Here is a 22219-nt window from a genome sequence, read left to right as displayed (position 1 = left end):
CTGAAGAAGTTGGGGATACAACTCCCCAATTCTTGATGAAAATCATGTTCAGCAGCACGTTTTATGCTTTGACTGGAACATGATTTTGTAATTGATGGAAATTAGAACTTAATCAGATGTTCCTTAGTTTAGGTTTACTGCGCCTGCTTTGGCCTTGGCAAAGTGACGGCACCCGGGATGAAGATATCGTCGCGCAAACGCAAGAATTTAAAACCTAGCAAGCGGCGTGGCTTGGCCTGCTTGCTGGTTCTGGTTCTTTCATTGGTACGGCTGATGAAAGTATCAAAACTCTCTTCCTTGACCTGCGGCTCACCAGAGTTCAGGAAATTGCGCTTGCCATTCGCATCGACCACGACCAGGCCGACATGAGTGATGGATTGATATCCGTCCTTGTCCGATACCACATTCACAAAATCACCGTCACGCAATTGATCCAGTATGGCACTGACCTTGTCGGCCTTGACATAGGCTTCATGGCTGGTTTGCACGGGGATAGTAGTTTCTTTATGGTGTTGTTCGCGCAGGAATTTTGCCCTGTCGACGACGATATCATAGCTCGCCACTTTGTCTGCGCCAAAGCCGGCACTGATATCTTTAAGCAACCAGGCGTTATTGGTATTCCAATCGACTTCCGTGTAATGGTTGCGCGTCACCACGCCGATCAAACCGTCTTTGTAGCGTATGCGTTGCAAGGTCCAGAAAAATTCCTCCCAGGAACTGCTCAGGGCCATCGCATAGGTATGCTCAGCAAACACCAGGCAATCGCTATGCGTGAGGCTATACATGGGCAGGTTGTCATGCAGTTCAAAAGGGAATTCTCCCAGCAGGTTCAACTTGTAGGGCTGGCCTATATTTTTTCTGGCAATAAGGGCGATGCGCTGGCGCAGGTCAGGCACATTGGCATGCAAATATGCCAGGTACTGATCCACTTCTTGCGGCGTCATCTGAAAGATTTTTTTATTCTGGAATGGCTCACTACCTGATTTGACAGATGCAGTGCTCTGCTTATCCTGTGCCTGAGCAGGCGCAGTGATCGACAAAGCAGAAGCAAGGGCAAGAACCAATACGCGAAGAAACATAAATTAATAGAATAAATGACAGGGATCAGGCTTTATACCATAGCCTGCGATTTCCCTCCCCCGAAAAACAAAAAAACGCATACCTGCCCACAGTCCGTATGCGTTTACACCGCTCCAGACAGTTGCAATCAGACCAGCGCCTGCCTGGCTACCAGGACCCCATCGGCATCTGCATAAATCCAGTCACCCGGCTTGATCGCTACACCTGCCACATTGATGCGTGCATCCCGCATGCCACCACCATGTTTGGCAGCGCGCAAAGGCATGGGTGCCATGGCCCGTACACCAATATTGCAGGCATTGATTTCATCTACATCGCGGATACAACCATGAACCACGATACCGGCCCAGCCATTTTTTTCAGCCAGTGCGGCCAGATTGCCGCCCACCAGAGCACAACGGAAGCTGCCGCCACCATCGATGACCAGAACATGGCCCTTGCCTGGAGTTTCCAGCGTTTCCCTGACCAGTACATTGTCCTCAAAGACTTTCAACGTCACTGCCTGACCGCTGAATTTGATGTGCGCGCCATAACGCAAAAAGATGGGCGGGATAACTGCCAGTTCATGCGTGGCAATCTTGTCTTCGTTGGCATCACAAATATCACAGGTGGCAAAGCTCATGATTTATCCTCGTTAGTGTGGAACCCTATTCTAACCAGCTATGCTCAGGCCGCCAATGCCCTGGTCCTGCTGCCGACATTGACAGCCGTCAAGATTGCCAACACCTGGAAGAAGCCGACACAGACAAATACCCAGGATGGATGATGCGCATCCATGATGGCACCAAAAATCAGCGGCGCCACTGCCAGGCCAGAATCAAGACCGGAATAGACTATGCCATACACACGGCCAGTCGCATTCTTGGGGGCAGCAGCACGTATCATCAAATCACGCGAAGGTCCGGCAACGCCAGAACCAAAACCGATGGCGCCCATGAGCAGGATAGCGATGCCAGCATTGACAACTCCACTGGCCAGTATCAGTGAAAAAATCCCGGCGAAGCTGAAGGCCAAGGTAATCGTTCTATCGTGATTCGTCGTCCTGGCCGCCAAAAAACCACCCCACAGCATGCCACCAGCCGAAGCCAGCATGTAAAAAGTGTAGGCAGTGGTGGCAGAACCCAGCGACATGTCATACATCTGACGCAAGCTGGCGGATGAAAAACTTTGTATGCCACCCAGTGCCATGGCAATCATGAAGAAAAAGCCGAAACACATCCATACCGCAGGTATGCGCATGAAATCCATCGCACCCTCGGCGGCTTTAGTTGCATGTGCTGCGCTTTTATGCTGCACTACTTCGGTATGCAACAAGTCGCGATAAAAAAACAGGACAGCCAACACGGTCAAAGGCAGGAAAGCCGCGCAAAACAAGGCGGTGCGCCAGGTTGTCAGACCGGCGATAGTCACCAGAAACACCGGCGCTGCTGCCCATCCCAGATTGCCAGTGATGCCATGCACAGAGAATGCATAGCCAAGCCTCTGGCTGGATACTTTTTTGTTGAGCAGGGTGTAATCAGAAGGATGGAATACGCTATTCCCTACCCCGGCCAACATGGAACCCATCAAGAGCATGCTGTAATTTTGCGACATCGACAATACCAGGGCAGCTACACCCAGACAGCTAATGCCGAAAAACAGCACTGCTCTGGCCCCAACTTTATCGACAATAAAACCTGACAAGGCCTGCCCTATGCCAGAAATCACAAAAAATACGGTCATCAGCAAACCCAGCTCAGCAAAGGACAGGCTGAACGCATCCTTAATCCAGGGAAACAGGGGTGCCAATATCATATGAAAAAAATGGGAAATGCCATGCGCCAGGCCAACGAGGCTGATCACCATCACATCCTTTTTCATATTCTCCGGCACTGCCTGGTTTGTCGCTAATGTCGTCATTAAAGTCTTCTCCTGTTTCCAAATGCACTTGCAGCCAGCCGCAAACAATCTGCAGGCAGGTATTAAGTCAGCTATTAAGTCAGCTATTAATAAGCAGTGTATGCAAATTCGCCCAGTCTGATTTAAGATAGATGGACAAACTTTATCGCATTTCCGCCAAACTAGGATTTATCATGGCAATTGACATCCTCACCGATACCCGCCCCCAGGCACCAGACAAGCGTCCCTCGCCTGAGCGCCCGGTGCGTCTGGCCGCCAGGAACTTGCCGACAGAAGAAGTCATCAGCATGCACAGCCACACCTGGGGACAGTTCACCTACACGCCCCAGGGCATGATGCAGATACTCGCGAACAATAACGCCTGGTTTGTGCCGCCATTGCGTGCAATCTGGATACCACCGAATGTGGCGCATGAGGTACGCATCATAGAACCCTCGCATCTAAGGCTGCTCAATATTCATGCCGATTTTGCACCTTTTCGTGGTACAGATTGCCTGGTACTGGAAGTTTCTCCCCTGCTCAGGGAATTGATTGCCTGCATGGAAGTGGTAGAAGTCGCCAGTCCACGTGAATTTCATATTGCGGCTGTCATCATGGATGAATTACAAGCAGCAAAAGCACTGCCCATACGCTTGCCCATGCCCAGGGATAAACGGCTTAAAAACCTGTGTGAAATTTTGCTGGCAGATCCAGCCTCTGGTTTGACCATGGAAGATTATGCAGTACAGGTAGGCGCATCTTCACGCACTCTGTCACGCCTGTTTGAGCAAGAACTTGATATGTCATTTACTGCATGGCGTCAGCAGATGCGCTTATCGAAGGCATCGCCATTAATCACCAGTGGCATGCCTTTATCGCAAGTAGCATCTGAACTGGGCTACGCGAGTCAATCAGCTTTTTCTGCGATGTTCAAAAAAACTTTTGGTGAATCGCCATCGAGTTTTTTCAAGCAGAGATAAGTTGCGCTGCAAGACTGGTTTTGAATCGCTAGTGACAAAAAAAGGGCAGCATTTAATTGCTGCCCCAACTTGCTTTCCTACTTTGGTATAGACCGGTAATCTATCCCCAAGTTCCCACTGATTTCAAGCCAGTTCCCCTGCTTTGCTGAATATCAGCTCGTGGTCTTTGGCATCAATCGCAATAATGTCCTTAGGCCCGAATTTGCCTTGCAATATCAATTTGGACAAGACATTTTCTATCTCTTGCTGGATGGCACGTTTCAATGGCCTTGCACCATATACAGGATCGAAACCTGCCTCTGCAATTTTTTGCAGCGCATCTTCGCTGACCTGCAAGCCCATGTCCATCTGGCGCAAACGCTGCTCCAGAGTCTTGAGCTGTATCTTGGCAATCGCCCCTATGTTTTTTGCATCCAGCGCATGGAAGACCACGATTTCATCAATACGGTTGATGAATTCAGGGCGGAAATGGGTTTTCACTTCACCCATGACAGCCATCTTGATGACTTCTGGATCACTGCCTTCCATCGCCTGTATCTGGTGCGAGCCCAGATTCGATGTCATGACGATCACAGTATTTTTAAAGTCCACCGTGCGGCCTTGTCCATCTGTCATGCGGCCATCATCCAGCACCTGCAACAGCACATTAAAGACATCATGATGCGCTTTTTCGACTTCGTCCAGCAAAATCACGCTATACGGTTTACGCCTGACTGCCTCGGTCAGATAACCACCCTCTTCATAGCCAACATAGCCAGGTGGCGCGCCTATCAGACGGGCCACTGAATGTTTTTCCATGAACTCACTCATGTCGATACGGATCAAGGATTCTTCTGTATCAAACATGAAATTCGCCAGCGCCTTGCATAACTCGGTTTTACCAACCCCGGTAGGCCCGAGGAACAGGAAAGAACCATAAGGGCGACCAGGATCGCCCAGACCAGAACGCGAACGGCGGATAGCGTCAGACACTGCAGTAATAGCCTCATGCTGGCCAACGACACGCTGATGCAAGGCGTCTTCCATATGCAGTAATTTCTCGCGCTCACCCTGCATCATGCGTGACACGGGTATGCCAGTTGCACGCGACACAATTTCCGCAATTTCCTCTGCACCGACCTGCGTGCGCAAGAGCTTCATCTTGCTGCCGTCTTGCTGGTTTTTATCCGCCTGAATATCTGCATGCTTGAGTTGGGCTTCCAGCTCGGGCAATTGACCATACTGCAACTCAGACATGGTTTGCCAGTCACCACGGCGTTTGGCTTCATCCATTTGCAGGCGGATTTTTTCTATTTCTTCCTTGATATGGGTGCTACCTTGCACAAGGGCTTTTTCTGCCTTCCAGACTTCTTCGAGGTCAGCATACTCCAGCGACAACTTGCCTATCTCTTCTTCAATCAGGATCAGGCGTTTTTTAGAACCCTCATCTTTTTCGCGCTTGACCGCTTCCTTCTCGATCTTCAGTTGTATCAGGCGACGATCCAGCTTATCCATGACTTCAGGCTTGGAATCTATCTCTATCTTGATCTTGGCCGCGGCCTCATCAATCAGGTCGATTGCCTTGTCCGGCAAGAAGCGGTCAGTAATATAACGATGTGATAATTCTGCCGCTGCGACTATCGCAGGATCGGTGATATCGACACCGTGATGGACTTCATATTTCTCTTGCAAGCCACGTAGGATCGCTATGGTTGCCTCTACACTCGGTTCATCAACAATAATCTTTTGAAAACGGCGCTCGAGCGCAGCATCTTTTTCTATGTATTTGCGGTATTCATCGAGCGTAGTTGCGCCCACGCAGTGAAGTTCACCACGCGCCAGTGCTGGTTTCAACATATTGCCAGCATCCATCGCACCTTCTGCCTTGCCTGCGCCTACCATGGTGTGCAGCTCATCGATAAAGACGATAGTCTGGCCTTCGTCCATCGCGATTTCCTTGAGCACGGCCTTCAGGCGCTCTTCAAATTCACCACGGTATTTGGCACCAGCCAGCAAAGCAGCCATATCCAGCGACAAGACGCGCTTGGATTTCAGGCTATCTGGTACTTCGCCATTGACGATACGCTGCGCCAGGCCCTCAACAATGGCAGTTTTACCGACACCAGGTTCACCGATGAGCACAGGATTATTCTTGCTGCGACGCTGCAGGACCTGGATGGCGCGGCGGATTTCATCATCACGGCCAATCACAGGGTCGAGCTTGCCCAGACGAGCACGCTCGGTCAGGTCCAGCGTATACTTTTTCAAAGCTTCGCGTTGCCCTTCGGCATCCTGGCTATCGACATTATTGCTGCCACGCACGGCGGCTATGGCTGCCTCCAGCGCTTTACGTGTCAGGCCATTTTCACGTGCCAGCTTGCCTGCTTCAGACTTATCATCGGTCAGGGCCAGCAAGATCATTTCACTGGCGAGGAACTGGTCGCCACGCTTTTGTGATTCCTTGTCCGCCAGATTGAGCAGCCCCACGAGTTCACGCCCGGCCTGTACCTGGCCATCGGTGCCACTGACCTTGGGCAAACGCTCCAAAGCGGCTTTCAAGGCATTACTGAGGGCTGTCACATTTACCCCTGCCCTTTGCAGCAGCGAATGGCTGCTACCATCGTCCTGGTTGATTAATGCCAACAAGACGTGCACAGGTTCTATGTATTGGTTATCATTGCCGACTGCCTGACTTTGCGCATCGGCGAGTGCTTCTTGTAGCTTGGTGGTTAATTTGTCGAGCCGCATGACTCTCTCCTGAATAATTAGTTAGCATACAATTTGGGGCAGGCCAGCCAATTTCAAGAATAGGCAAAGCTAAACTCGCAGTGCATTTCACGATGTTTGTTTTATATCAAAGACCACATGGATTTACATCAGATACAAATTACTTATCTTCCTGATCAGGATAGACTGCTGCTCAAACTGTCATTTGCAGAAAAGGACAAGCCCGCCCGACAAGAGATAGACCTCTTGTTTACCCGCAGCACGACCATGAAGTTCTGGCCAGGCCTGCTGGAAGCCATGGGCAAGCAAGTAAAGATGAGCAAACCCAGCGCTGCCCACGCCAGTTCAGAGTTGGTTCAAATGGAACATGAGGCCTCGGTGGCTGAAATGAAGGACAGCGGTCATTTCAATGCGCCACTGGAAGACGATGTTGAAAGCTGGCCGCTGGGCAAAGAAGCCATGTTGCCAGAGAATATACAATTCCACGTGCACGCAAAACTGCCATTCAGGATGGAATTTACGGTTGCCAGTGGCAAGAATTTTGAAATTGCCATGGGCAAGCGTTTGCTGCACGGCTTTTGTAAATTATTCCAGGATGCCGTTGAAAAAGCGGATTGGGGTTTCACCCTGGAAATGATGGGCAATGCGCCGGAGGCTCCTCCGGCGGGGATGCTGAATTAAGAGCTTAGCTAAAAGCGCCAACTAAAAACGACAAACTAAAGACGGCAAAATCTCAAGCGAATTTGCCGGATTTTTTAAATTGATTGGTTGCCTCTACCAGTGCCGCAGCAATGCCCGGTTCACCACCAGAGTGGCCCGCATCAGCAATCATCTGCAAACTCGCTTCTGGCCAGGCATGATGCAGACGGTGCGCAGTCACGGGCGGGCAAACCACATCATAACGGCCTTGCACGATGACGGCTGGCAAGTGGCGGATGCGGTCTATATCCTGAATCAACTGGTCTTCGTGCATGAATGCGCCATTGATCATGTAATGCGCTTCCAGTCTGCCCAGGCCTATGGCAACAGCATCTGACTCAAAATCGGCAATAGTGTCGGGTTGCGGCAGCAGGAAGATGCAAGAACCTTCATAACGGCTCCAGTTACGTGCTGCCTCAGTATAAATAGCAGGGTCGTCGCTGAACAAGCGTTTAGCATAAGCTTGCAGCAAATCATGGCGTTCTTCTGCTGGCACACCCTCGGCAAAACGCTGGTGCACTTCAGGGAAGAACCATTTCATGCCATTCACAAACCATTCCACCTCGGCCTTGGCACACAGGAAAATACCCCTGAGCACAAAGCCCAGGCACCTCTCAGGATGCGCCTCACCATAGGCCAGCGCCAGAGTCGAGCCCCAGGAGCCGCCAAAAACCAGCCATTGCTCTATACCCAGCATGGCGCGGATTTTTTCTATATCCTCCACCAGCAAAGCCGTCGTGTTATTGCGATACTCACCCAGCGGCAGGGATTTACCCGCGCCACGCTGATCAAACAGCACGATACGATAATGTGCAGGATCAAAGAAACGACGGTGATTTGGCGCTGTGCCTCCACCCGGGCCGCCATGCAGGAAAATCACGGGCTGGCCGTTGGGATTGCCACTTTCTTCCCAGTACAGGGTATGAATATCATCGACTTTCAACATACCAGTACGATGTGGTTCTATGGCAGGAAACAAAGAAGTAGTGTCAGCGCTCATGATGATCAGAGTGGATGTGGTTTAAATAATTAACAAGGATTATACCCATGTGTTTTAAGAAGCAATAGGCAATATTGCAATACCTGCGCGTGTATTGCGGTATAGACTTTTATTTCCTATGATGCTGTTTTTATATTCCAGGCCGCTGCCATGCCACTATCAGATCCTCAAGCAAAATCAAACGGACATGAACAGCCAGAAGTATCAGGCCTGTATCACTACTGGTCACGCATGATGGCAGCACTGAATGGCAAGAACCTAGGGCACAATCCCGAGTTCCACAGAGACCGCCTGCTCCTGCATGTGCTGGGACTGGGGCTGGAACAAACCACGCAGTATCTTCTGCAAAACCGCCCTGGTTTTACCGATTTCCAGACATGGGCCTTTGCTACAGCAGGCATTCCATCTGGCAGCGCCATCGCGCGCTTGCACAATCTGTATCAAGATGCGCCACTCCCGGATGAGATTCTGAACCTGTTCGGGCAAGTCAACAATATGCCCGACGTATTCAGTGCGGAAGACCTGCAGCATTGGTCTGAACATGGCTTTGTGGTCTTGTCCAACGCTGTGCCAATTGCAGATTGTGCTGAGGCTGAACAAGTAATCTGGGAGGCGCTGGGCGCACGCAAAGATGATCAGGCAAGCTGGTACCACAAGGGTCATGCAAACATCATGGTGCAGTTATTCCAGTCGGGCGCTTTCGAAAAAAACCGCCGCGCATTACGCATACACAAGGCATTTGCACAATTGTGGGGGACGGCAGATTTATGGGCGACCACTGACCGCTGCAGCTTTAACGTCCCTGAGAAAGAGGGTCATATTTTCCAGGGCCCTGACCTGCATTGGGATGTGAGTTTGCAGCAGCCCCTACCATTTGCAACCCAGGGCTTACTCTATCTGACCGATACGCCGCCAGAACAAGGAGCATTGACCCTGGTACCCGGATTTCACCGCAGACTGTCCACATGGCTGGGTGAGTTGCCAGTCAATACCAACCCAAGGGAACAGGATTTACATACGCTGGGTTCGATACCTGTGGGTGGCAAAGCGGGCGACCTGGTGATCTGGCAACAGGCCCTGCCCCATGGCAGCCGCCCCAATCGTGGCAAGCTACCACGCATAGTGCAATACATTAATATGCTGCCCAGTCAATTGCAGATACATGAAACCTGGCTTTAATATGCCGGGCTTTTGTTGAAGCAATTATTGAAGTAACCAATGAAGCAACATCACTGAAAAAATGCTTTATAAGTGGCAAAGCCGGCAAAACAACAAATAATGGACCCTATCAAATGTGCGCCGCTATGCAACAGGGCACAGCCGTAGTCACCACGATGCAGCAGGCTCATCGCCTCCGCTGAAAATGTGGAAAAAGTCGTCAGTCCACCGAGGAAGCCGGTAATCAGAAACAAGCGCCATTCAGGTGAGAGCTGAGGATATGCTGCAAAAAAGGCGACGGAAAATCCTATGACATAACCCCCACCCAGATTGGCAATCAATGTGCCTATCGGTAGTAGTGGCATTGCGCCATTAAACCATAATCCTAAAGCCCAACGCAGCCACGCACCGAACGCCGCACCTATGCCAACTGCCAGTGCACCCAGCCAGCTCATATACCACTCCCAGTTGCTTGTGGCATCCATTTTTGCAAAGCCCGATCATCGGATTCACGCGCATCCACCCAGCGTGCGCCTTCTGGCGTCTGCTCTTTCTTCCAGAAAGCTGCCTGGGTCTTGAGATAGTCCATGATGAATTCACAAGCCGCAAAAGCATCGCCACGGTGGCGCGTTGCCACGGCCACAAGGACTATCTGGTCGAGCGGCTGTAAGACTCCTACCCTGTGGATCACAATAGTATTGATCAGCTTCCAGCGCGCCTCAGCCTCTTTGACTATTTGTTCCAGCGCTTTTTCCGTCATGCCAGGATAATGTTCCAGCTCCATGGCACTGACGTCCCGGCCATCATTGATATCGCGCACCAGACCAACAAAACTGACTACAGCGCCTATGCCAGGGTTAGTCTGACGCAGTTGTGCCAGCTCGGCATTCAAATCAAAGTCAGCAGTCTGTACACGGATAGCCATACATCACCCGCCGGTAACTGGTGGGAAGAAAGCCACTTCAGCCCCTTCGCTGATGTCGGTATCCGGCTCGCACATCTGCTGGTTATAAGCCATGCGCAAGGCACGTCCGGGTGCCAGCACCTCAGCCCACACATCACCACGCGCTGCCAGCCAGGCCCTGACCTCGCCTACTGTTCTGACATCATCTGGCAAGACTACCTTTTGTTCGGACATGCCCAGTTTTTCGCGGAAACTGGCAAAGAAACGTAACTGTATATTCATTATCTAAAACACTGGAAATTGCGGTAAATTCAAGCGAGCAGCAGCTTACATCAAACTGCTGAAAGGGATATATCGTACCAGCTCGCCTTGGCGTATGCTCTGCCCTGGTGCAAGATCGATCAGGCCGTCACCCCAGACAGTCGAAGTCAATACACCAGAACTTTGATTGACAAACAAATCCAGGCCACCATCCGCATTGAGGCGCGCGCGCAAGAATTCATTGCGCCTGTCCGGCTTTAACCAGTCGAAGTCAGCACGCACCTGGTAAGCAGCAGGTTCCACTTTTTCTACACCCTGCATGCGCAGGATGAACGGACGCACAAACAGCAGGAAAGTGACGAAACTCGATACCGGATTGCCCGGCAAACCCATGAAAAATGCCTTGCCAACTTCACCAAAAGCCAAAGGCTTACCGGGTTTCATGGCGATCTGCCACATGTTCAGACTACCCTCGGCCTCAACTGCCGGCCTTATATGGTCTTCTTCACCAACAGAAACACCACCGGATGTGATGATGAGATCATGATCCTGGCTGGCATGGCGCAAAGTGTCACGGGTTGAGTCGAGCTTGTCTGGCACGATGCCATAGTCAGTGACGATGCAACCCAGGTCTTGCAATAGGCCATTCAGTGTGAAACGATTGGAATTGTAAATCGCGCCAGGCTTCAAGGCCTCACCAGGCATGGTCAGTTCATCGCCGGTAAAAAATATCGCGACCCTGGGCTGACGCAATACGGGCAATTGTGCCAGACCTACCGAGGCGGCCAATCCCAGTTCCTGCGCCCGCAAACGCGTGCCAGCTTTTAATATGGTAGAGCCCGCCTGAATATCCTCGCCCTGGCGGCGCACCCATTCACCAGCGCGCGGCTGGTGTTTGATGATGACAAATTCACCGTCTGCCTGACACTGTTCCTGCATGACGACCGCATCTGCGCCCGCAGGTATCATGGCACCGGTGAAAATGCGCGCAGCCGTACCTGACTCCAGCGCCTGTGGCACATGACCAGCCGGTATTCTTTGCGAAATAAGCAGACGCGTCTCGCCGCTGGCGCAATCACTTGCGCGTACAGCGTAGCCATCCATCTGGGTATTATCCGCAGGTGGAACATCCAATAAAGACGACTGATCTTCAGCGAGGATGCGGCCATTTGCCGCAATCGTGGGGAGTTTTTCATTAGCCCCGGCAGTGCAAACAGGGCGCACCGCTGACAATAAAAAATCCAGCGCTTCTTTGGTAGTCAACATGGGTTTGGACATGGTTCAGATTTCATCTCAGCGTATATGTGGGCAAGCTAATATATGGGCAAGCTACATTGTAGCCTGAGTCCCCAAGCTTTACTGTATGAGCTGAGAGCAAAGAACTATGTCAAATCTTAAAACAATAAATCCGCAGGCAAGACGCATGCGGATTTATTGTTTGGTATGGCTAGCAGCAACTTTATAGTCAATCAGGGTGCCAATAACATCTGACCATTCTGGAAAGTTACCCTGACCCTGTCGCCTACGCGATAATAGTTGTTTGGCTCTACCAGGATTGCACGCTGATCACCATTCGGCAGACGTAAAGTCAGCTCCAGTTTGTTCCTTGGGGTGGAATTACGTTCAATTTCATTGCCTATGACACCACCGGCGATAGCTCCGCCAACGGTAGCCAGATCACGCCCCGTGCCTTTGCCGACCTGATGTCCAAGCACACCGCCTAGCAGTGCACCAACCACCGCACCACCGCCAGAAGAACCGCCACTGCCGACATTTACCTCACGCACAGCAACAATCGTTGCTGTATCCACATAGGTATTCTGGTATTGCTGCGGATAATTCTGAGGATTTTGTCCGTAAGCAGGATACTGCGGCTGGGTCTGATATTGCTGTGGATACTGGTTTTGCGCGTGGGCAGGATAACGCTGGACAGCACATCCTGCCAGGGAAACAACAACGGCGATAGTGGCCAGGATAGTAAGCTTGCGCATAATGAACTCCGAAAAAAAGTAATGTACTCAATCAACGCGGTACTCAGACTATTGTTGACCGCAGGCACAAAAATATCACGCGAAGTAACAAAAAATTACTTTTTATTGTCAAAACGAAAATTCAATCAAACAATGAAGCAAAAGCTGTTTCAAGTGCTATATCTCCTTGCATCATAGACAATATTCATTTTTCTTACATGGAAATTGACGCACATTAAATATAAATAAGAACGATTATCATTTACTTTCAATATTCATTTCGTTACAATTGCGCTCTAATTTTTTTACATTCCTACCTCAGCCATTCTTGAAGAAAAGCCAGCGGTATTTTATTTTCATTATCATCCAGGAAATATTATGGTTCACATCAAGAGTCGCAAGCACTCCACTTTCAATACGCGCATCAACCACACCATGACGGTGGCAGCGGCGGCATTCTTGCTGCCTATCGCAGCACAGGCGGCTGATCCGGCCCTGCCTGAAGTTAAAGTGACTGCAAAAACCGAGAATGACTTCAAGGCAGACAAGGCATCTTCTCCAAAATACACGCAACCGCTGGTCGATACGACACAAACCATTACTGTCATCAAACGTGAACTGATTGATCAGCAAGGCGCCCTGACTCTGACAGAAGCGCTGCGCAATACGCCAGGCGTGGGCGCGTTCTTCCTCGGTGAAAACGGCAGTACCAGCACTGGTGACAGTATCTACATGCGCGGCTTTGATGCGTCCAGCAGCATTTATGTAGATGGTGTACGTGACCTGGGTTCGATTTCCCGTGATTTGTTCAATATCGAGCAAATCGACGTACTCAAGGGCCCGGCAGGTACAGATAGTGGCCGTGGTGCACCTACAGGCTCAGTCAACCTGGTCAGCAAACAGGCAACTCTTGATGATGCCATCCTGGGTAATGTGACTGTAGGCAGTGGCAGCCAAAAACGTGTAGCACTGGACTGGAACAAGGCTATCAGTGCTGAACAGGGTTCTGCATTCCGTTTGAACGTCGTGGATCAGGACAGTGGCGTGGTTGGCCGCAATGAACTTAAAAACAAACGCTGGGGTGTTGCGCCATCTTTCGCTTTTGGCCTGAAGTCTGCTACCCGCATCTATGTGAATTACCTGCATGTGCAGCAAGACAATGTACCTGATGGTGGCGTGCCCACTGTAGGTCTGCCTGGCTATACCAGCCCTGATCCAAAACGTCCTTTCATTGGATCTGCACCTAAAGTCAATCCAGAGAATTTCTATGGCTCTGTCAATGACTTTGACAAAGTCACAGCTGACATGCTGACTGGCCGTATTGAACATGACTTCAGCGACAAGTTGAAACTGATCAACACAGCACGCTATGGTAAAACCAGCCAGCATTACCTGCTGACATCCTTCATGGGTTCAACAGCCAATTTGCTGACGCCATCAACAACTGATCTCTCTACCTGGACACTGGCACGCGGTACGCGTACTTTGAAAGACCAGGAAAATGAAATCCTGACCAACCAGACTAACCTGGTGGCAGACCTGGATTTTGGCGGTCTGAAACACAGCCTGGTCGGCGGTGTTGAAATTACCAGCGAAAAACAAAATACCTGGGGCAATGATGGCCTGGGTACTTTGCCAGCAGCTAATTTCTACAACCCCAATCCCCGTGACCCTGTGACTGGCCTGAACCCGGTACGCAATGCCGTCTTTACCCGTGGTGCAACCAATACAGCCAGCGCCTATGTATTTGACACAATCAAGTTCAGCCCTGAATGGCAAGCCAATGCAGGCGTACGTATAGACCATTACACGACAGATTATTCTGCCGTGAGCCTGTCCACAGCCACAGCAAATCCGACCTTACCAGTGGGCACGCCAATCCCAACCAACCTGAACATGGCCGGCAATCTGGTCAACTTCAAACTGGGTGCTTTGTACAAACCGACCAAGGACAGCAGCGTCTATGCATCGTATTCCACGTCCAAGCAGCCGCCTGGTGGTTCCAACTTTGCCCTGAGCGCATCTGCCAGCAGCGCTGCCAATCCAAAGTTTGATCCGCAAGAGACCAAGAATATGGAAATTGGTACGAAGTGGGATTTGCTGGATCAAAAACTGTCTTTCACAGCAGCGATTTACCGTACCGAAGTATCCAATGAAGTCGTACAAAACCTGACAGACTTGCTGTACTACCAAACAGGCAAAAAACGCGTGCAAGGTGTGGAGCTGGGCGTGACAGGTGCGATCAACCGCAACTGGCTGGTCAGCGCAGGTTATACACGCATGGATACCAGTGTTGAAAGTGGCCCACTGGTGACTGCCAGCGGCATCAACAACCTGAGCTACACGCCTAAACAAAGCTTCACAGCCTGGACTTCTTATCAATTACCTATGGGTATCAAGATTGGCGGCGGCGCACGTTTTGTTGATGCGCTGTTGCGCGGCACGGATGGGGCAGTAGGTACACCTGCAAAGACAGAAGCGTATTGGGTATTTGATTCCATGGCCAGCTATGCCATCAACAAAAACATAGACCTGCAACTGAACATCAACAACATCGCTGACAAAGTCTATGTTGCTGCCATCAACAAAAGTGGTTACCGTTATACTCCAGGTACACCAAGGGCAGTCAGCCTGACAGCAAATGTAAAATTCTAAGGTAAGCAAACTGGCCCCTCTCCCTGAGGGGCTTTTTTCTGGAGCGTTCGTAATGATGTTACATATACCTGGCGTGCTCAGCCGTGAGCAAGTCAGCGCAATTAGACTAAGGCTGGACGCAGCCAACTGGGTTGATGGCAAACAGACGGTAGGTGCACAAGGCGCTCAGGTTAAACGCAACCGCCAACTGCCTGAACATTCTGCGCTGGCACAAGAACTGGGCCAGATCGTTCTGGCGGCATTAAAAAACAACCCTCTCTTCTTTGCCGCCGCCCTGCCCTTGCGCATCGTGCCGCCACTGTTTAACTCTTATGCCGGTGGTGAACATTATGGCCTGCATGTAGATGGCGCAGTGCGCAATGTTGCCAATGCCGCCAATGTCAACTATAGCCTGCGTACCGACGTATCTTCTACCCTGTTCCTGTGTGACCCGGAAGAATATAATGGTGGCGAGCTAGAAGTGGTTGATACCTATGGCACACATGAAGTGAAATTGCCTGCCGGTGACCTGATACTCTACCCATCAACCAGCCTGCATCAGGTCTTGCCAGTTACCCGTGGCGAACGCGTATGCTCTTTCTTATGGACACAAAGCATGATACGCGACGACGCCCGCCGCACCATGCTGTTTGAAATGGACCAGAACATCACCCGCCTGCGCAGCTTGCTTGGTGATAGTGTAGAAGTATTAAGCCTGACAGGCCAGTACCACAATCTCTTGCGCATGTGGTCAGAAACCTGAACTTGCTTACCACCTGCAAATTAAACAGCAAAGCCCGCAAAGATAAATTTCCATGCGGGCTTTCTTACTTAAAGGTAAACTTGCCTTAACCGAAGACTATCCATCCCAGCAAACGTACTCAGACCAGACAAACATGAAACTTGACAAGCACACCAGCCAGTCTGCCAGGAGCATGGATGTTTAAGCCGTTTGCCGATTACCTGTCGAATAAAAGATTTGCATCCCTGGATGGCTTGCGTGCCATCAGTATCATCGCCGTCATCTGGCATCACACTGCGCCTGCGGGTATCAATGAAATATTGACCAGCATAGGTGCACAAGGTGTGCAATTGTTCTTTGCCATCAGCGGTTTTTTGATCACGACCTTGTTGCTAAGAGAACGAGAGCGCAATGGCAAGATAGACCTCAAGGCGTTTTACCTGCGCCGTTCACTGCGCATCTTCCCGCTGTATTACGGTACTCTGGCGCTGTATATCGTCCTGGTATATGCACTGGAAAGACATTCTGAAGTGGGTCTGGCTTTCTTTCATAACCTGATCTACTTTGCGACTTATACCTCGAATATCTTCGTCGCCCTGGATGGGCGGGTCATTTTTTATTTTGCCTGGTCACTGGCAGCGGAAGAGCAATTCTATCTCGTGTGGCCACCACTCTTATTACTTGCAGGTTCAGTCAAAAGAGCCTGCACCATCCTGATCAGCGTCATCGTAGTTTGCGCAGCGAGTCAAATCGCAGGGCTGCACGCATTCGATATCATACAACTACCCATCGTCATCGGTGCCTTGCTGGCGATAGGCCTGAACAATGAGAGGCACTTTAGCTGGCTCTACCGCATCCTTGGGCAGGCTTGGTCTGCACCTCTGCTCTTCACCGCACTGTTATTAGTCTTGCTTGGTAATGTAATGCCTGGCTTTGTTGCTTCGATATTGTTTGCTGCTCTGGTTGGGACTTGCGTCATTCAGGAACGCCATCCTCTGGCACCCATACTGTCATTGAAACCCATCTCCTATCTGGGGTCTATCAGTTACGGCATGTATATGCTGCACATGTTGTGTAAGAACTTTGTCACCAAACTTTTCGGCGTCCTGCAGATTCACGAACCAGGCATCGCGGTTTTCTTGCTGACGCTGATTGTAGCTACCATCACTGCCAGCATCAGCTTCCGTTATTACGAATCCTGGTTCCTGAACTTGAAAACCCGGTTTGAGCGCTAAAACAAAAATCAGGCACGCTGCCATGCAAACTGCTCAAGCCTCGCAACAGATTTTCTACGTCCCCTGTGATCAGCCCCCGCATCAAACAGCGGTATCAATCCAGCAAACCGGGCAGCCCAGGAATTATCTGCCCTGAACTTGCTCAGGCCATCTGCACTGCTGCGATGCCTCAGGCAAGTCTTGAGCAAAGTAGTAAAATCACTCTCCCAATTGTATAAAAACACGCCATCTTCATTTGCCCGCAAAGACATCTCACCAAAGTCGGATGACAGAACCGGTATCCCCAGCGAGCGGTATTCATAGTACTTGATAGGATCAACCGAGGCCGTCAGCAATTTGCGCTTGAACGGTATCAAGCCTACAGAAAATTTCTGCATGGCCTGCATGGCACGTGCATGGCTGCATGCAGGCAGGATTTGTACATTCTTTGGCAGCGCGCAAGGTGGAGGTGTGAACACTGGCCCTATCAGACGCACAAGAGCGCGGGGATCAGTGATGATCAGGGAAGAGGCCAGCTTGACGACTGCATCCCAGTCAAACCAGTGCCCTATCGTACCCACATAGCCATACACGGGCGACTGCTCTGATTTTGGCAATGCAGGCGGCAGGTTATCACTGTCACAGGCATTCAGTATCAAGCTCAGTTTGTCAGCCTGATCCGAAAAACGTGAGACAGCGCTGGAAGAAACCACGATCTTATTGACCTTGGCTGCCAGATTGTCCTCGGTGTATTGCATGGCTTTGCTGGACCAGCCTTCATAGAAGGCCGGAAAATCATCCATGGCATCATACATGGATGCCATCTCAGGGTAGCGCGCCAAAACCTGCAAAGCCAGCTTGGATGGTTTGCCCACAACTATCTGTGCTTTACGGTTCCCAACAAATGCGTCTATCTCTACCATGGCTTTGCGCCAAAACCATTGCTGCAAAAACCCGGAAGCAGGCAAAGGTTCTATCGGCAAGGCAGGAACCTTGACCAGTGTTAACCAATCCGCTTTTTCCGGATTTTCTTTATCCTTGACAGTGCCAGCAACAGTGGATGTCTGCGCAAATTTTGCAGTCAGCAGGCGTTGCACATCACTGATGTCTGGCAAACGTGTGGGATACGGGTCCACCCACAACACCCTCGCATTGAATTGTTGGTGAAACCAGCGCACAAACTGATGCGGTCTTTGGGCAAAGCTGTTCCACGGAACAGGCGATAGATAGACGAGGCGCATCATGCAGGCTCGGCTTCAACTACTGCTTCAACTGCTGCTTCGCTATGGCTATCGGCAGTATTATCCTGGGCTGCATAATACTGCTGGAGTACCCGCACTATCCGTCCAGCTGCCAGCCCATCGCCATAAGGTGATACACCCCTTGCCATCTCTTTGTAGGCAAGCTCATCATCCAGCAGTTTTTGTGTCTCTGCGACGATGTTGTCGTAATTTGCACCAACCAGCTTCACTACACCCTGCTCTACAGCTTCAGGCCTTTCGGTTTCTTCACGCAAGACCAGTACAGGCTTGGCCAGCGCCGGCGCTTCTTCCTGTACGCCACCAGAATCACTGATGATCAGATAAGCATGCTTCATCGCTGCCACGAAAGGGGCATAATCCAGCGGAGCACACAAATGAATATTCGCGCAAGCACCCAGCGTCGCATGCGCAACTTCCTTGACGTTAGGATTTGGATGCACAGGGTAAAGGAACTGCACATCCGGGTTATCCTGCGCCAGCTTCAATATGGCGCGGCAGATATGGGTAAATGGCTCACCAAAATTCTCACGCCTGTGTGAAGTGATGAGCACCATGCGCTTGCTGGCATCCAGCTCTATGCCCAGGTTCAGTTCACGTTCAGCCGTCATCAACAAGGCATCAATCACGGTATTGCCTGTGACGATGATGTCGTTATCGGCCACACCTTCACGCAAGAGATTCTGGCGTGAGCTTTCTGTCGGGGCAAAATGCCATTGAGCGAGGCGGCCGGTCAATACCCGGTTTGCCTCTTCTGGAAATGGATTTTGCTTATCCCAGGTACGCAAGCCCGCTTCAACGTGGCCAATAGGTATGCGATGGTAAAAACAGGCCAGCGATACTGTCATGACAGTCGTGGTATCGCCCTGTACCAAGACCACATCTGGTTTCTCCTCCAGCAAGACTGCATCCAGGTCCAGCAACATGCGGCCAGTGAGCGTTGTCAATGACTGGTTAGGGCGCATCATGTTCAAATCAATATCTGCTTCAATATCAAAAAATGACAACACCTGATCCAGCATCTGACGATGTTGTGCCGTTGCCAGCACCCTGACCTGCGCCCAAGGTTCTTGCTTCAAGGCCAGAATAACAGGAGCCATTTTGATGGCTTCAGGACGCGTACCAACGACACACAATATTTTTTTCATGATGATTTACTTTCAGATTCAGAAATTACTGTCCATGCATTTCAATGCAATGAAGGTTTTTGAAATGCTTTTTCCATTGCCCTGGCACGACAGTCCCAGTCATTGGCATCTGCCAGATCAGCCAGGCGCCGGGTAAATTCAGGGTCATCTTTCACCGCAAAGGCGGCATCCAGCGCGGTGCTTAGCGATTCCACGCTATTGCCAGAAAACACTTCTTCAAACGCGACGCACTCCGCCATATCCCTGGTCACGACCACAGGTTTTTCCAGCGCAAAGTATTCAAATAATTTGAGGGGCGAAGTGGTACGGGCGATTTCGCCGGGGGCGAATGGAATAAAACAAACATCAAACTGGCGTGCATAGGCTGGCAGAATTTGATAATCCACCGTGCCCATATACAAAAGATTGTCAGCCTTCACCAGTTTGTCTGCACCGCCGTAGTAGTCAGGCCCGATAAACACAAAACCCAGATCAGGGCGACTGTGAACCAGATCAGCCACGGCCTCATACCATAGCCAGGGAGCAAGTGCACCGAAATAGCCAACCACCTTGCTGTACCTGGCACGGAAGTTTTGCAGGCTTTGCGGCAGCGGCGTGCTAAGGTGCTTGGGGTGACGATAATGCGCGGTGTCCACACCGTTTTGCGCCAGGATGACCTTATCTGCGCCGACAGCAGCGATGGCTTCTTCATACAATTTTTTAGCAGATGCCACCACATAATCTGCGCCGCCATTGAAAGCGAAATCCTTCAGCGCCAGCAAACGGCGCACGTTTTCTGCATCGCCACTGATTTGTGGGTCGATATGGTCTATGTACTCATACACTAGCGTGCCGCGCCTGCCGTTTTCCAGTAACAGCTCTGGCGTATTGGCATAGGCAGTTGAATACAATGAACGCACTACCCCCTGCAATTGATTGACTTCATGCCGGTTCGTGATCCAGACATTTTTCGCCACCTCCCTGCAGCCCTGCACATCATCACCTGCCCAGTTATCGGTACGATAAATGACCAGGTAACCTAGACGGCCAAAAGCAGCGGCGATATGCTGGGGACGTTGGTACAGAGGTACATTCCAGTCAATAACCAGCTCCTGTATAAAGATGCCCTTGTAATCGGCACGACGCGACAAGACCTGTTGCTGGAATTCAGGCCAGCTTAAATCTGTATTTTTAGCGGGCTTTACAGTCGCTGGCGCACCTGGGTTGTCAATGACGACTGGAATTCCGGCAGCCACCAACTGTGGTGTATTAAGCCGCAAAGCGGATGCTCTCACCCAGCGCACGAAATCATGCCTTGGCCCATGCAATGCCCAGCGCATTTTTGCTGGCAAGCGCCAGAACATAAATTTCGCCAGGTCATAACACGCACGCCCTGGGCTTTGAAAAAACTGTCTGGTAAAACGCAAGGGGCGCGTCAATATCCAGGAATAAGACTGCTTGATCTCCCTGATAGCTTGCTCTTTGTAATGCACATCCAGATTCAGTCTGCTGATTTGCGCATCACGCAGATCAAGTTGCTGAAGCAGCTTTTCGTAATCATCTGCCTTCTTTTGCAGATCGTCAGTCACAATCTGCAACCCGGATTGAACTTTGTATTGCGCCTGCAATGCATGTTCACGACTCACCAGTTGATCATTCAGACCAAGTATCTGCTGCACCTTCTCGTCTATGCCTTGCTGTAGCTTTTCACACTTCAACAGCAATTCAGCGATATCCAGTTGTTGCTGTTGATAAGCCCTTTCATGTTGCAGCAACATATGCTCTTGATGGACGCTTTCCAACTCTAGCGATTTTTGCGTTTGCTGTGCCTGCTGCAATTGCAGCTGCGATTCGCTCAATGATGTTTGCAATTGAAGCAGTTCAGATTCCACGTCGGTTTGCGTCAAGTGCACATGACTCAAACGCAAGCCCAGTTTTTTTAGCCAGCCCATATCTGCATACATCAGCATGATTTGCTCGCCCTGCCACAGGCTATTTGGCAAAAGGCGGCAATCCATTACCTTGGCCCAAATGAGGCTGAAGCCATTTTCCAGTTGCAGTGAAATATTCTCAGGCAAGAAAGAATAGAAATGCTCACTCTCACGCTCCAGCTCGCGGTAAGGCAAGGCCAACACCAGTGCCTTGCTTGCTCTCTGACTCAGTGTTTGCAAAACCTGGTAGGGCTGATGAAAATGTTCCAGCGTATTCGAAGAAAACACAACATCAAATACATCCTGATCTGAAGGCGATGACGTCAGCCAGTCGGTATTTGCAAACGCCAAGGCGGGATAACGCGCATGCGCCTGCTGTATGGCCGCGGCAGAAAAATCGACACCCTTAATTTGTTCAGCCGGTACATGGCTGGCCCAGACATCAGTTCCATCACCCTGTGCGCAGCCCCAATCCGCCACACTTAATTTCTCTTGCCTGATTTGATCCAGCAACCAACCCGGCAATTGCTGAATGGCGATGCTGGCAAAGAAACGCGATTGTTTGTCGCCTTTGCAAGCGACCCAATCATTTTCAAATCGCGCGTCCCAATAAGCGCGGGAATTAATTTCTGTTTGCATGTTCGTGTTATCTATCACTGATTAATTTTGATGAAGA

The 22219-nt window shown here is 50.6% G+C and carries 19 protein-coding genes; 6 read left to right on the top strand and 13 right to left on the bottom strand.

From position 1 onward, the window contains the following. Window positions 1-134: 134 nt before the first annotated feature. The 3 genes from ACO0LI_RS28810 to ACO0LI_RS28800 form a co-directional block, all read right to left on the bottom strand. Complete coding sequence (locus ACO0LI_RS28810) at window positions 135-1079, bottom strand: N-acetylmuramoyl-L-alanine amidase-like domain-containing protein (RefSeq protein WP_423037131.1); 945 nt, start codon at window positions 1077-1079, stop codon at window positions 135-137. A gap of 128 nt (window positions 1080-1207) precedes the next feature. Continuing rightward, window positions 1208-1702 carry a ribonuclease E activity regulator RraA gene (gene rraA, locus ACO0LI_RS28805; RefSeq protein ID WP_423037129.1) on the bottom strand — a complete coding sequence of 165 codons (495 nt, stop codon included), beginning with the start codon at window positions 1700-1702 and terminating at the stop codon, window positions 1208-1210. 44 nt (window positions 1703-1746) lie between these two features. Next, a complete protein-coding gene (locus ACO0LI_RS28800) occupies window positions 1747-2979 on the bottom strand; it encodes an MFS transporter (RefSeq protein WP_423037127.1) in 1233 nt (410 codons plus the stop codon). A gap of 173 nt (window positions 2980-3152) precedes the next feature. On the opposite strand from ACO0LI_RS28800, the gene ACO0LI_RS28795 reads away from it, so the two are divergent. Next, entirely contained in the window at window positions 3153-3938 is a 786-nt protein-coding gene (locus ACO0LI_RS28795; protein ID WP_422953147.1) for an AraC family transcriptional regulator, read from the top strand. Between the two features lie 123 nt (window positions 3939-4061). Here ACO0LI_RS28795 and clpB read toward each other — a convergent pair whose 3' ends face one another. Continuing rightward, on the bottom strand, window positions 4062-6665 hold the full coding sequence (gene clpB, locus ACO0LI_RS28790; protein WP_422953146.1) for an ATP-dependent chaperone ClpB: 2604 nt from the start codon (window positions 6663-6665) through the stop codon (window positions 4062-4064). Between the two features lie 117 nt (window positions 6666-6782). Here clpB and ACO0LI_RS28785 point away from each other — a divergent pair, with 117 nt between their 5' ends. Continuing rightward, complete coding sequence (locus tag ACO0LI_RS28785) at window positions 6783-7325, top strand: hypothetical protein (protein WP_422953145.1); 543 nt, start codon at window positions 6783-6785, stop codon at window positions 7323-7325. 52 nt (window positions 7326-7377) lie between these two features. Here ACO0LI_RS28785 and pip read toward each other — a convergent pair whose 3' ends face one another. Next, on the bottom strand, window positions 7378-8343 hold the full coding sequence (gene pip, locus ACO0LI_RS28780) for a prolyl aminopeptidase (protein WP_423037125.1): 966 nt from the start codon (window positions 8341-8343) through the stop codon (window positions 7378-7380). 150 nt (window positions 8344-8493) lie between these two features. Here pip and ACO0LI_RS28775 point away from each other — a divergent pair, with 150 nt between their 5' ends. Then, window positions 8494-9522 carry a phytanoyl-CoA dioxygenase family protein gene (locus tag ACO0LI_RS28775; RefSeq protein ID WP_423037123.1) on the top strand — a complete coding sequence of 343 codons (1029 nt, stop codon included), beginning with the start codon at window positions 8494-8496 and terminating at the stop codon, window positions 9520-9522. Between the two features lie 50 nt (window positions 9523-9572). On the opposite strand, the gene crcB is transcribed toward ACO0LI_RS28775, so the two are convergent. From crcB to ACO0LI_RS28750, 5 genes are all read right to left on the bottom strand, one after another. Further along, complete coding sequence (crcB, locus tag ACO0LI_RS28770) at window positions 9573-9956, bottom strand: fluoride efflux transporter CrcB (protein ID WP_423037121.1); 384 nt, start codon at window positions 9954-9956, stop codon at window positions 9573-9575. Continuing rightward, window positions 9953-10426, bottom strand: coding sequence for a molybdopterin synthase catalytic subunit MoaE (moaE, locus tag ACO0LI_RS28765; RefSeq protein WP_422953141.1), 474 nt, complete (start codon window positions 10424-10426; stop codon window positions 9953-9955). The genes crcB and moaE overlap by 4 nt, the downstream gene beginning before the upstream one ends. Window positions 10427-10429: 3 nt before the next feature. After that, entirely contained in the window at window positions 10430-10687 is a 258-nt protein-coding gene (moaD, locus tag ACO0LI_RS28760) for a molybdopterin converting factor subunit 1 (protein ID WP_423037119.1), read from the bottom strand. 45 nt (window positions 10688-10732) lie between these two features. Continuing rightward, window positions 10733-11944: a gephyrin-like molybdotransferase Glp gene (gene glp, locus ACO0LI_RS28755; RefSeq protein WP_423037117.1), complete on the bottom strand. Its 1212-nt coding sequence runs from the start codon at window positions 11942-11944 to the stop codon at window positions 10733-10735. Window positions 11945-12135: 191 nt separating this feature from the next. After that, window positions 12136-12657: a glycine zipper 2TM domain-containing protein gene (locus ACO0LI_RS28750; RefSeq protein WP_423037115.1), complete on the bottom strand. Its 522-nt coding sequence runs from the start codon at window positions 12655-12657 to the stop codon at window positions 12136-12138. 357 nt (window positions 12658-13014) lie between these two features. Between ACO0LI_RS28750 and ACO0LI_RS28745 the strand changes: the two genes are divergently transcribed. The 3 genes from ACO0LI_RS28745 (at window position 13015) to ACO0LI_RS28735 (ending at window position 17247) form a co-directional block, all read left to right on the top strand. After that, entirely contained in the window at window positions 13015-15291 is a 2277-nt protein-coding gene (locus ACO0LI_RS28745; RefSeq protein ID WP_423037113.1) for a catecholate siderophore receptor Fiu, read from the top strand. 52 nt (window positions 15292-15343) lie between these two features. Further along, the gene (locus tag ACO0LI_RS28740; protein ID WP_423037111.1) at window positions 15344-16033 is read left to right on the top strand and encodes a Fe2+-dependent dioxygenase; all 690 of its coding nucleotides are present in this window, start codon (window positions 15344-15346) and stop codon (window positions 16031-16033) included. A gap of 176 nt (window positions 16034-16209) precedes the next feature. Further along, complete coding sequence (locus ACO0LI_RS28735; protein WP_423037109.1) at window positions 16210-17247, top strand: acyltransferase family protein; 1038 nt, start codon at window positions 16210-16212, stop codon at window positions 17245-17247. An 8-nt stretch (window positions 17248-17255) separates the two neighbouring features. On the opposite strand, the gene ACO0LI_RS28730 is transcribed toward ACO0LI_RS28735, so the two are convergent. The 3 genes from ACO0LI_RS28730 to ACO0LI_RS28720 are packed head-to-tail and all read right to left on the bottom strand — an operon-like array spanning window position 17256 to window position 22182. Beyond that, window positions 17256-18470: a glycosyl transferase gene (locus ACO0LI_RS28730; protein ID WP_423037107.1), complete on the bottom strand. Its 1215-nt coding sequence runs from the start codon at window positions 18468-18470 to the stop codon at window positions 17256-17258. Continuing rightward, the gene (wecB, locus tag ACO0LI_RS28725; RefSeq protein ID WP_423037105.1) at window positions 18467-19633 is read right to left on the bottom strand and encodes a non-hydrolyzing UDP-N-acetylglucosamine 2-epimerase; all 1167 of its coding nucleotides are present in this window, start codon (window positions 19631-19633) and stop codon (window positions 18467-18469) included. Before wecB ends, ACO0LI_RS28730 begins: the two co-directional genes overlap by 4 nt. A 41-nt stretch (window positions 19634-19674) precedes the next feature. Then, entirely contained in the window at window positions 19675-22182 is a 2508-nt protein-coding gene (locus ACO0LI_RS28720) for a methyltransferase (RefSeq protein ID WP_423037103.1), read from the bottom strand. Between the last annotated feature and the right edge of the window lie 37 nt (window positions 22183-22219).

Origin of the sequence: Undibacterium sp. Tian12W (assembly GCF_049339405.1) — a bacterium.
In the GTDB taxonomy this organism is placed as follows: Bacteria; Pseudomonadota; Gammaproteobacteria; order Burkholderiales; family Burkholderiaceae_D; genus Undibacterium.
Note: the sequence above shows the minus strand (reverse complement) of the source record. Positions and strands in the feature narration are given on the sequence as shown.

Coding starts and splice junctions, on each gene's coding strand:
- pip (WP_423037125.1), bottom strand. CDS start 8,343: ATGAGCGCTGACACTACTTCTTTGTTTCCTGCCATAGAACCACATCGT.
- rraA (WP_423037129.1), bottom strand. CDS start 1,702: ATGAGCTTTGCCACCTGTGATATTTGTGATGCCAACGAAGACAAGATT.
- ACO0LI_RS28735 (WP_423037109.1), top strand. CDS start 16,210: ATGTTTAAGCCGTTTGCCGATTACCTGTCGAATAAAAGATTTGCATCC.
- ACO0LI_RS28800 (WP_423037127.1), bottom strand. CDS start 2,979: ATGACGACATTAGCGACAAACCAGGCAGTGCCGGAGAATATGAAAAAG.
- ACO0LI_RS28730 (WP_423037107.1), bottom strand. CDS start 18,470: ATGATGCGCCTCGTCTATCTATCGCCTGTTCCGTGGAACAGCTTTGCC.
- clpB (WP_422953146.1), bottom strand. CDS start 6,665: ATGCGGCTCGACAAATTAACCACCAAGCTACAAGAAGCACTCGCCGAT.
- wecB (WP_423037105.1), bottom strand. CDS start 19,633: ATGAAAAAAATATTGTGTGTCGTTGGTACGCGTCCTGAAGCCATCAAA.
- glp (WP_423037117.1), bottom strand. CDS start 11,944: ATGTCCAAACCCATGTTGACTACCAAAGAAGCGCTGGATTTTTTATTG.
- ACO0LI_RS28810 (WP_423037131.1), bottom strand. CDS start 1,079: ATGTTTCTTCGCGTATTGGTTCTTGCCCTTGCTTCTGCTTTGTCGATC.
- ACO0LI_RS28720 (WP_423037103.1), bottom strand. CDS start 22,182: ATGCAAACAGAAATTAATTCCCGCGCTTATTGGGACGCGCGATTTGAA.
- crcB (WP_423037121.1), bottom strand. CDS start 9,956: ATGAGCTGGCTGGGTGCACTGGCAGTTGGCATAGGTGCGGCGTTCGGT.
- moaE (WP_422953141.1), bottom strand. CDS start 10,426: ATGGCTATCCGTGTACAGACTGCTGACTTTGATTTGAATGCCGAGCTG.
- ACO0LI_RS28775 (WP_423037123.1), top strand. CDS start 8,494: ATGCCACTATCAGATCCTCAAGCAAAATCAAACGGACATGAACAGCCA.
- ACO0LI_RS28795 (WP_422953147.1), top strand. CDS start 3,153: ATGGCAATTGACATCCTCACCGATACCCGCCCCCAGGCACCAGACAAG.
- moaD (WP_423037119.1), bottom strand. CDS start 10,687: ATGAATATACAGTTACGTTTCTTTGCCAGTTTCCGCGAAAAACTGGGC.
- ACO0LI_RS28745 (WP_423037113.1), top strand. CDS start 13,015: ATGGTTCACATCAAGAGTCGCAAGCACTCCACTTTCAATACGCGCATC.
- ACO0LI_RS28750 (WP_423037115.1), bottom strand. CDS start 12,657: ATGCGCAAGCTTACTATCCTGGCCACTATCGCCGTTGTTGTTTCCCTG.
- ACO0LI_RS28740 (WP_423037111.1), top strand. CDS start 15,344: ATGATGTTACATATACCTGGCGTGCTCAGCCGTGAGCAAGTCAGCGCA.
- ACO0LI_RS28785 (WP_422953145.1), top strand. CDS start 6,783: ATGGATTTACATCAGATACAAATTACTTATCTTCCTGATCAGGATAGA.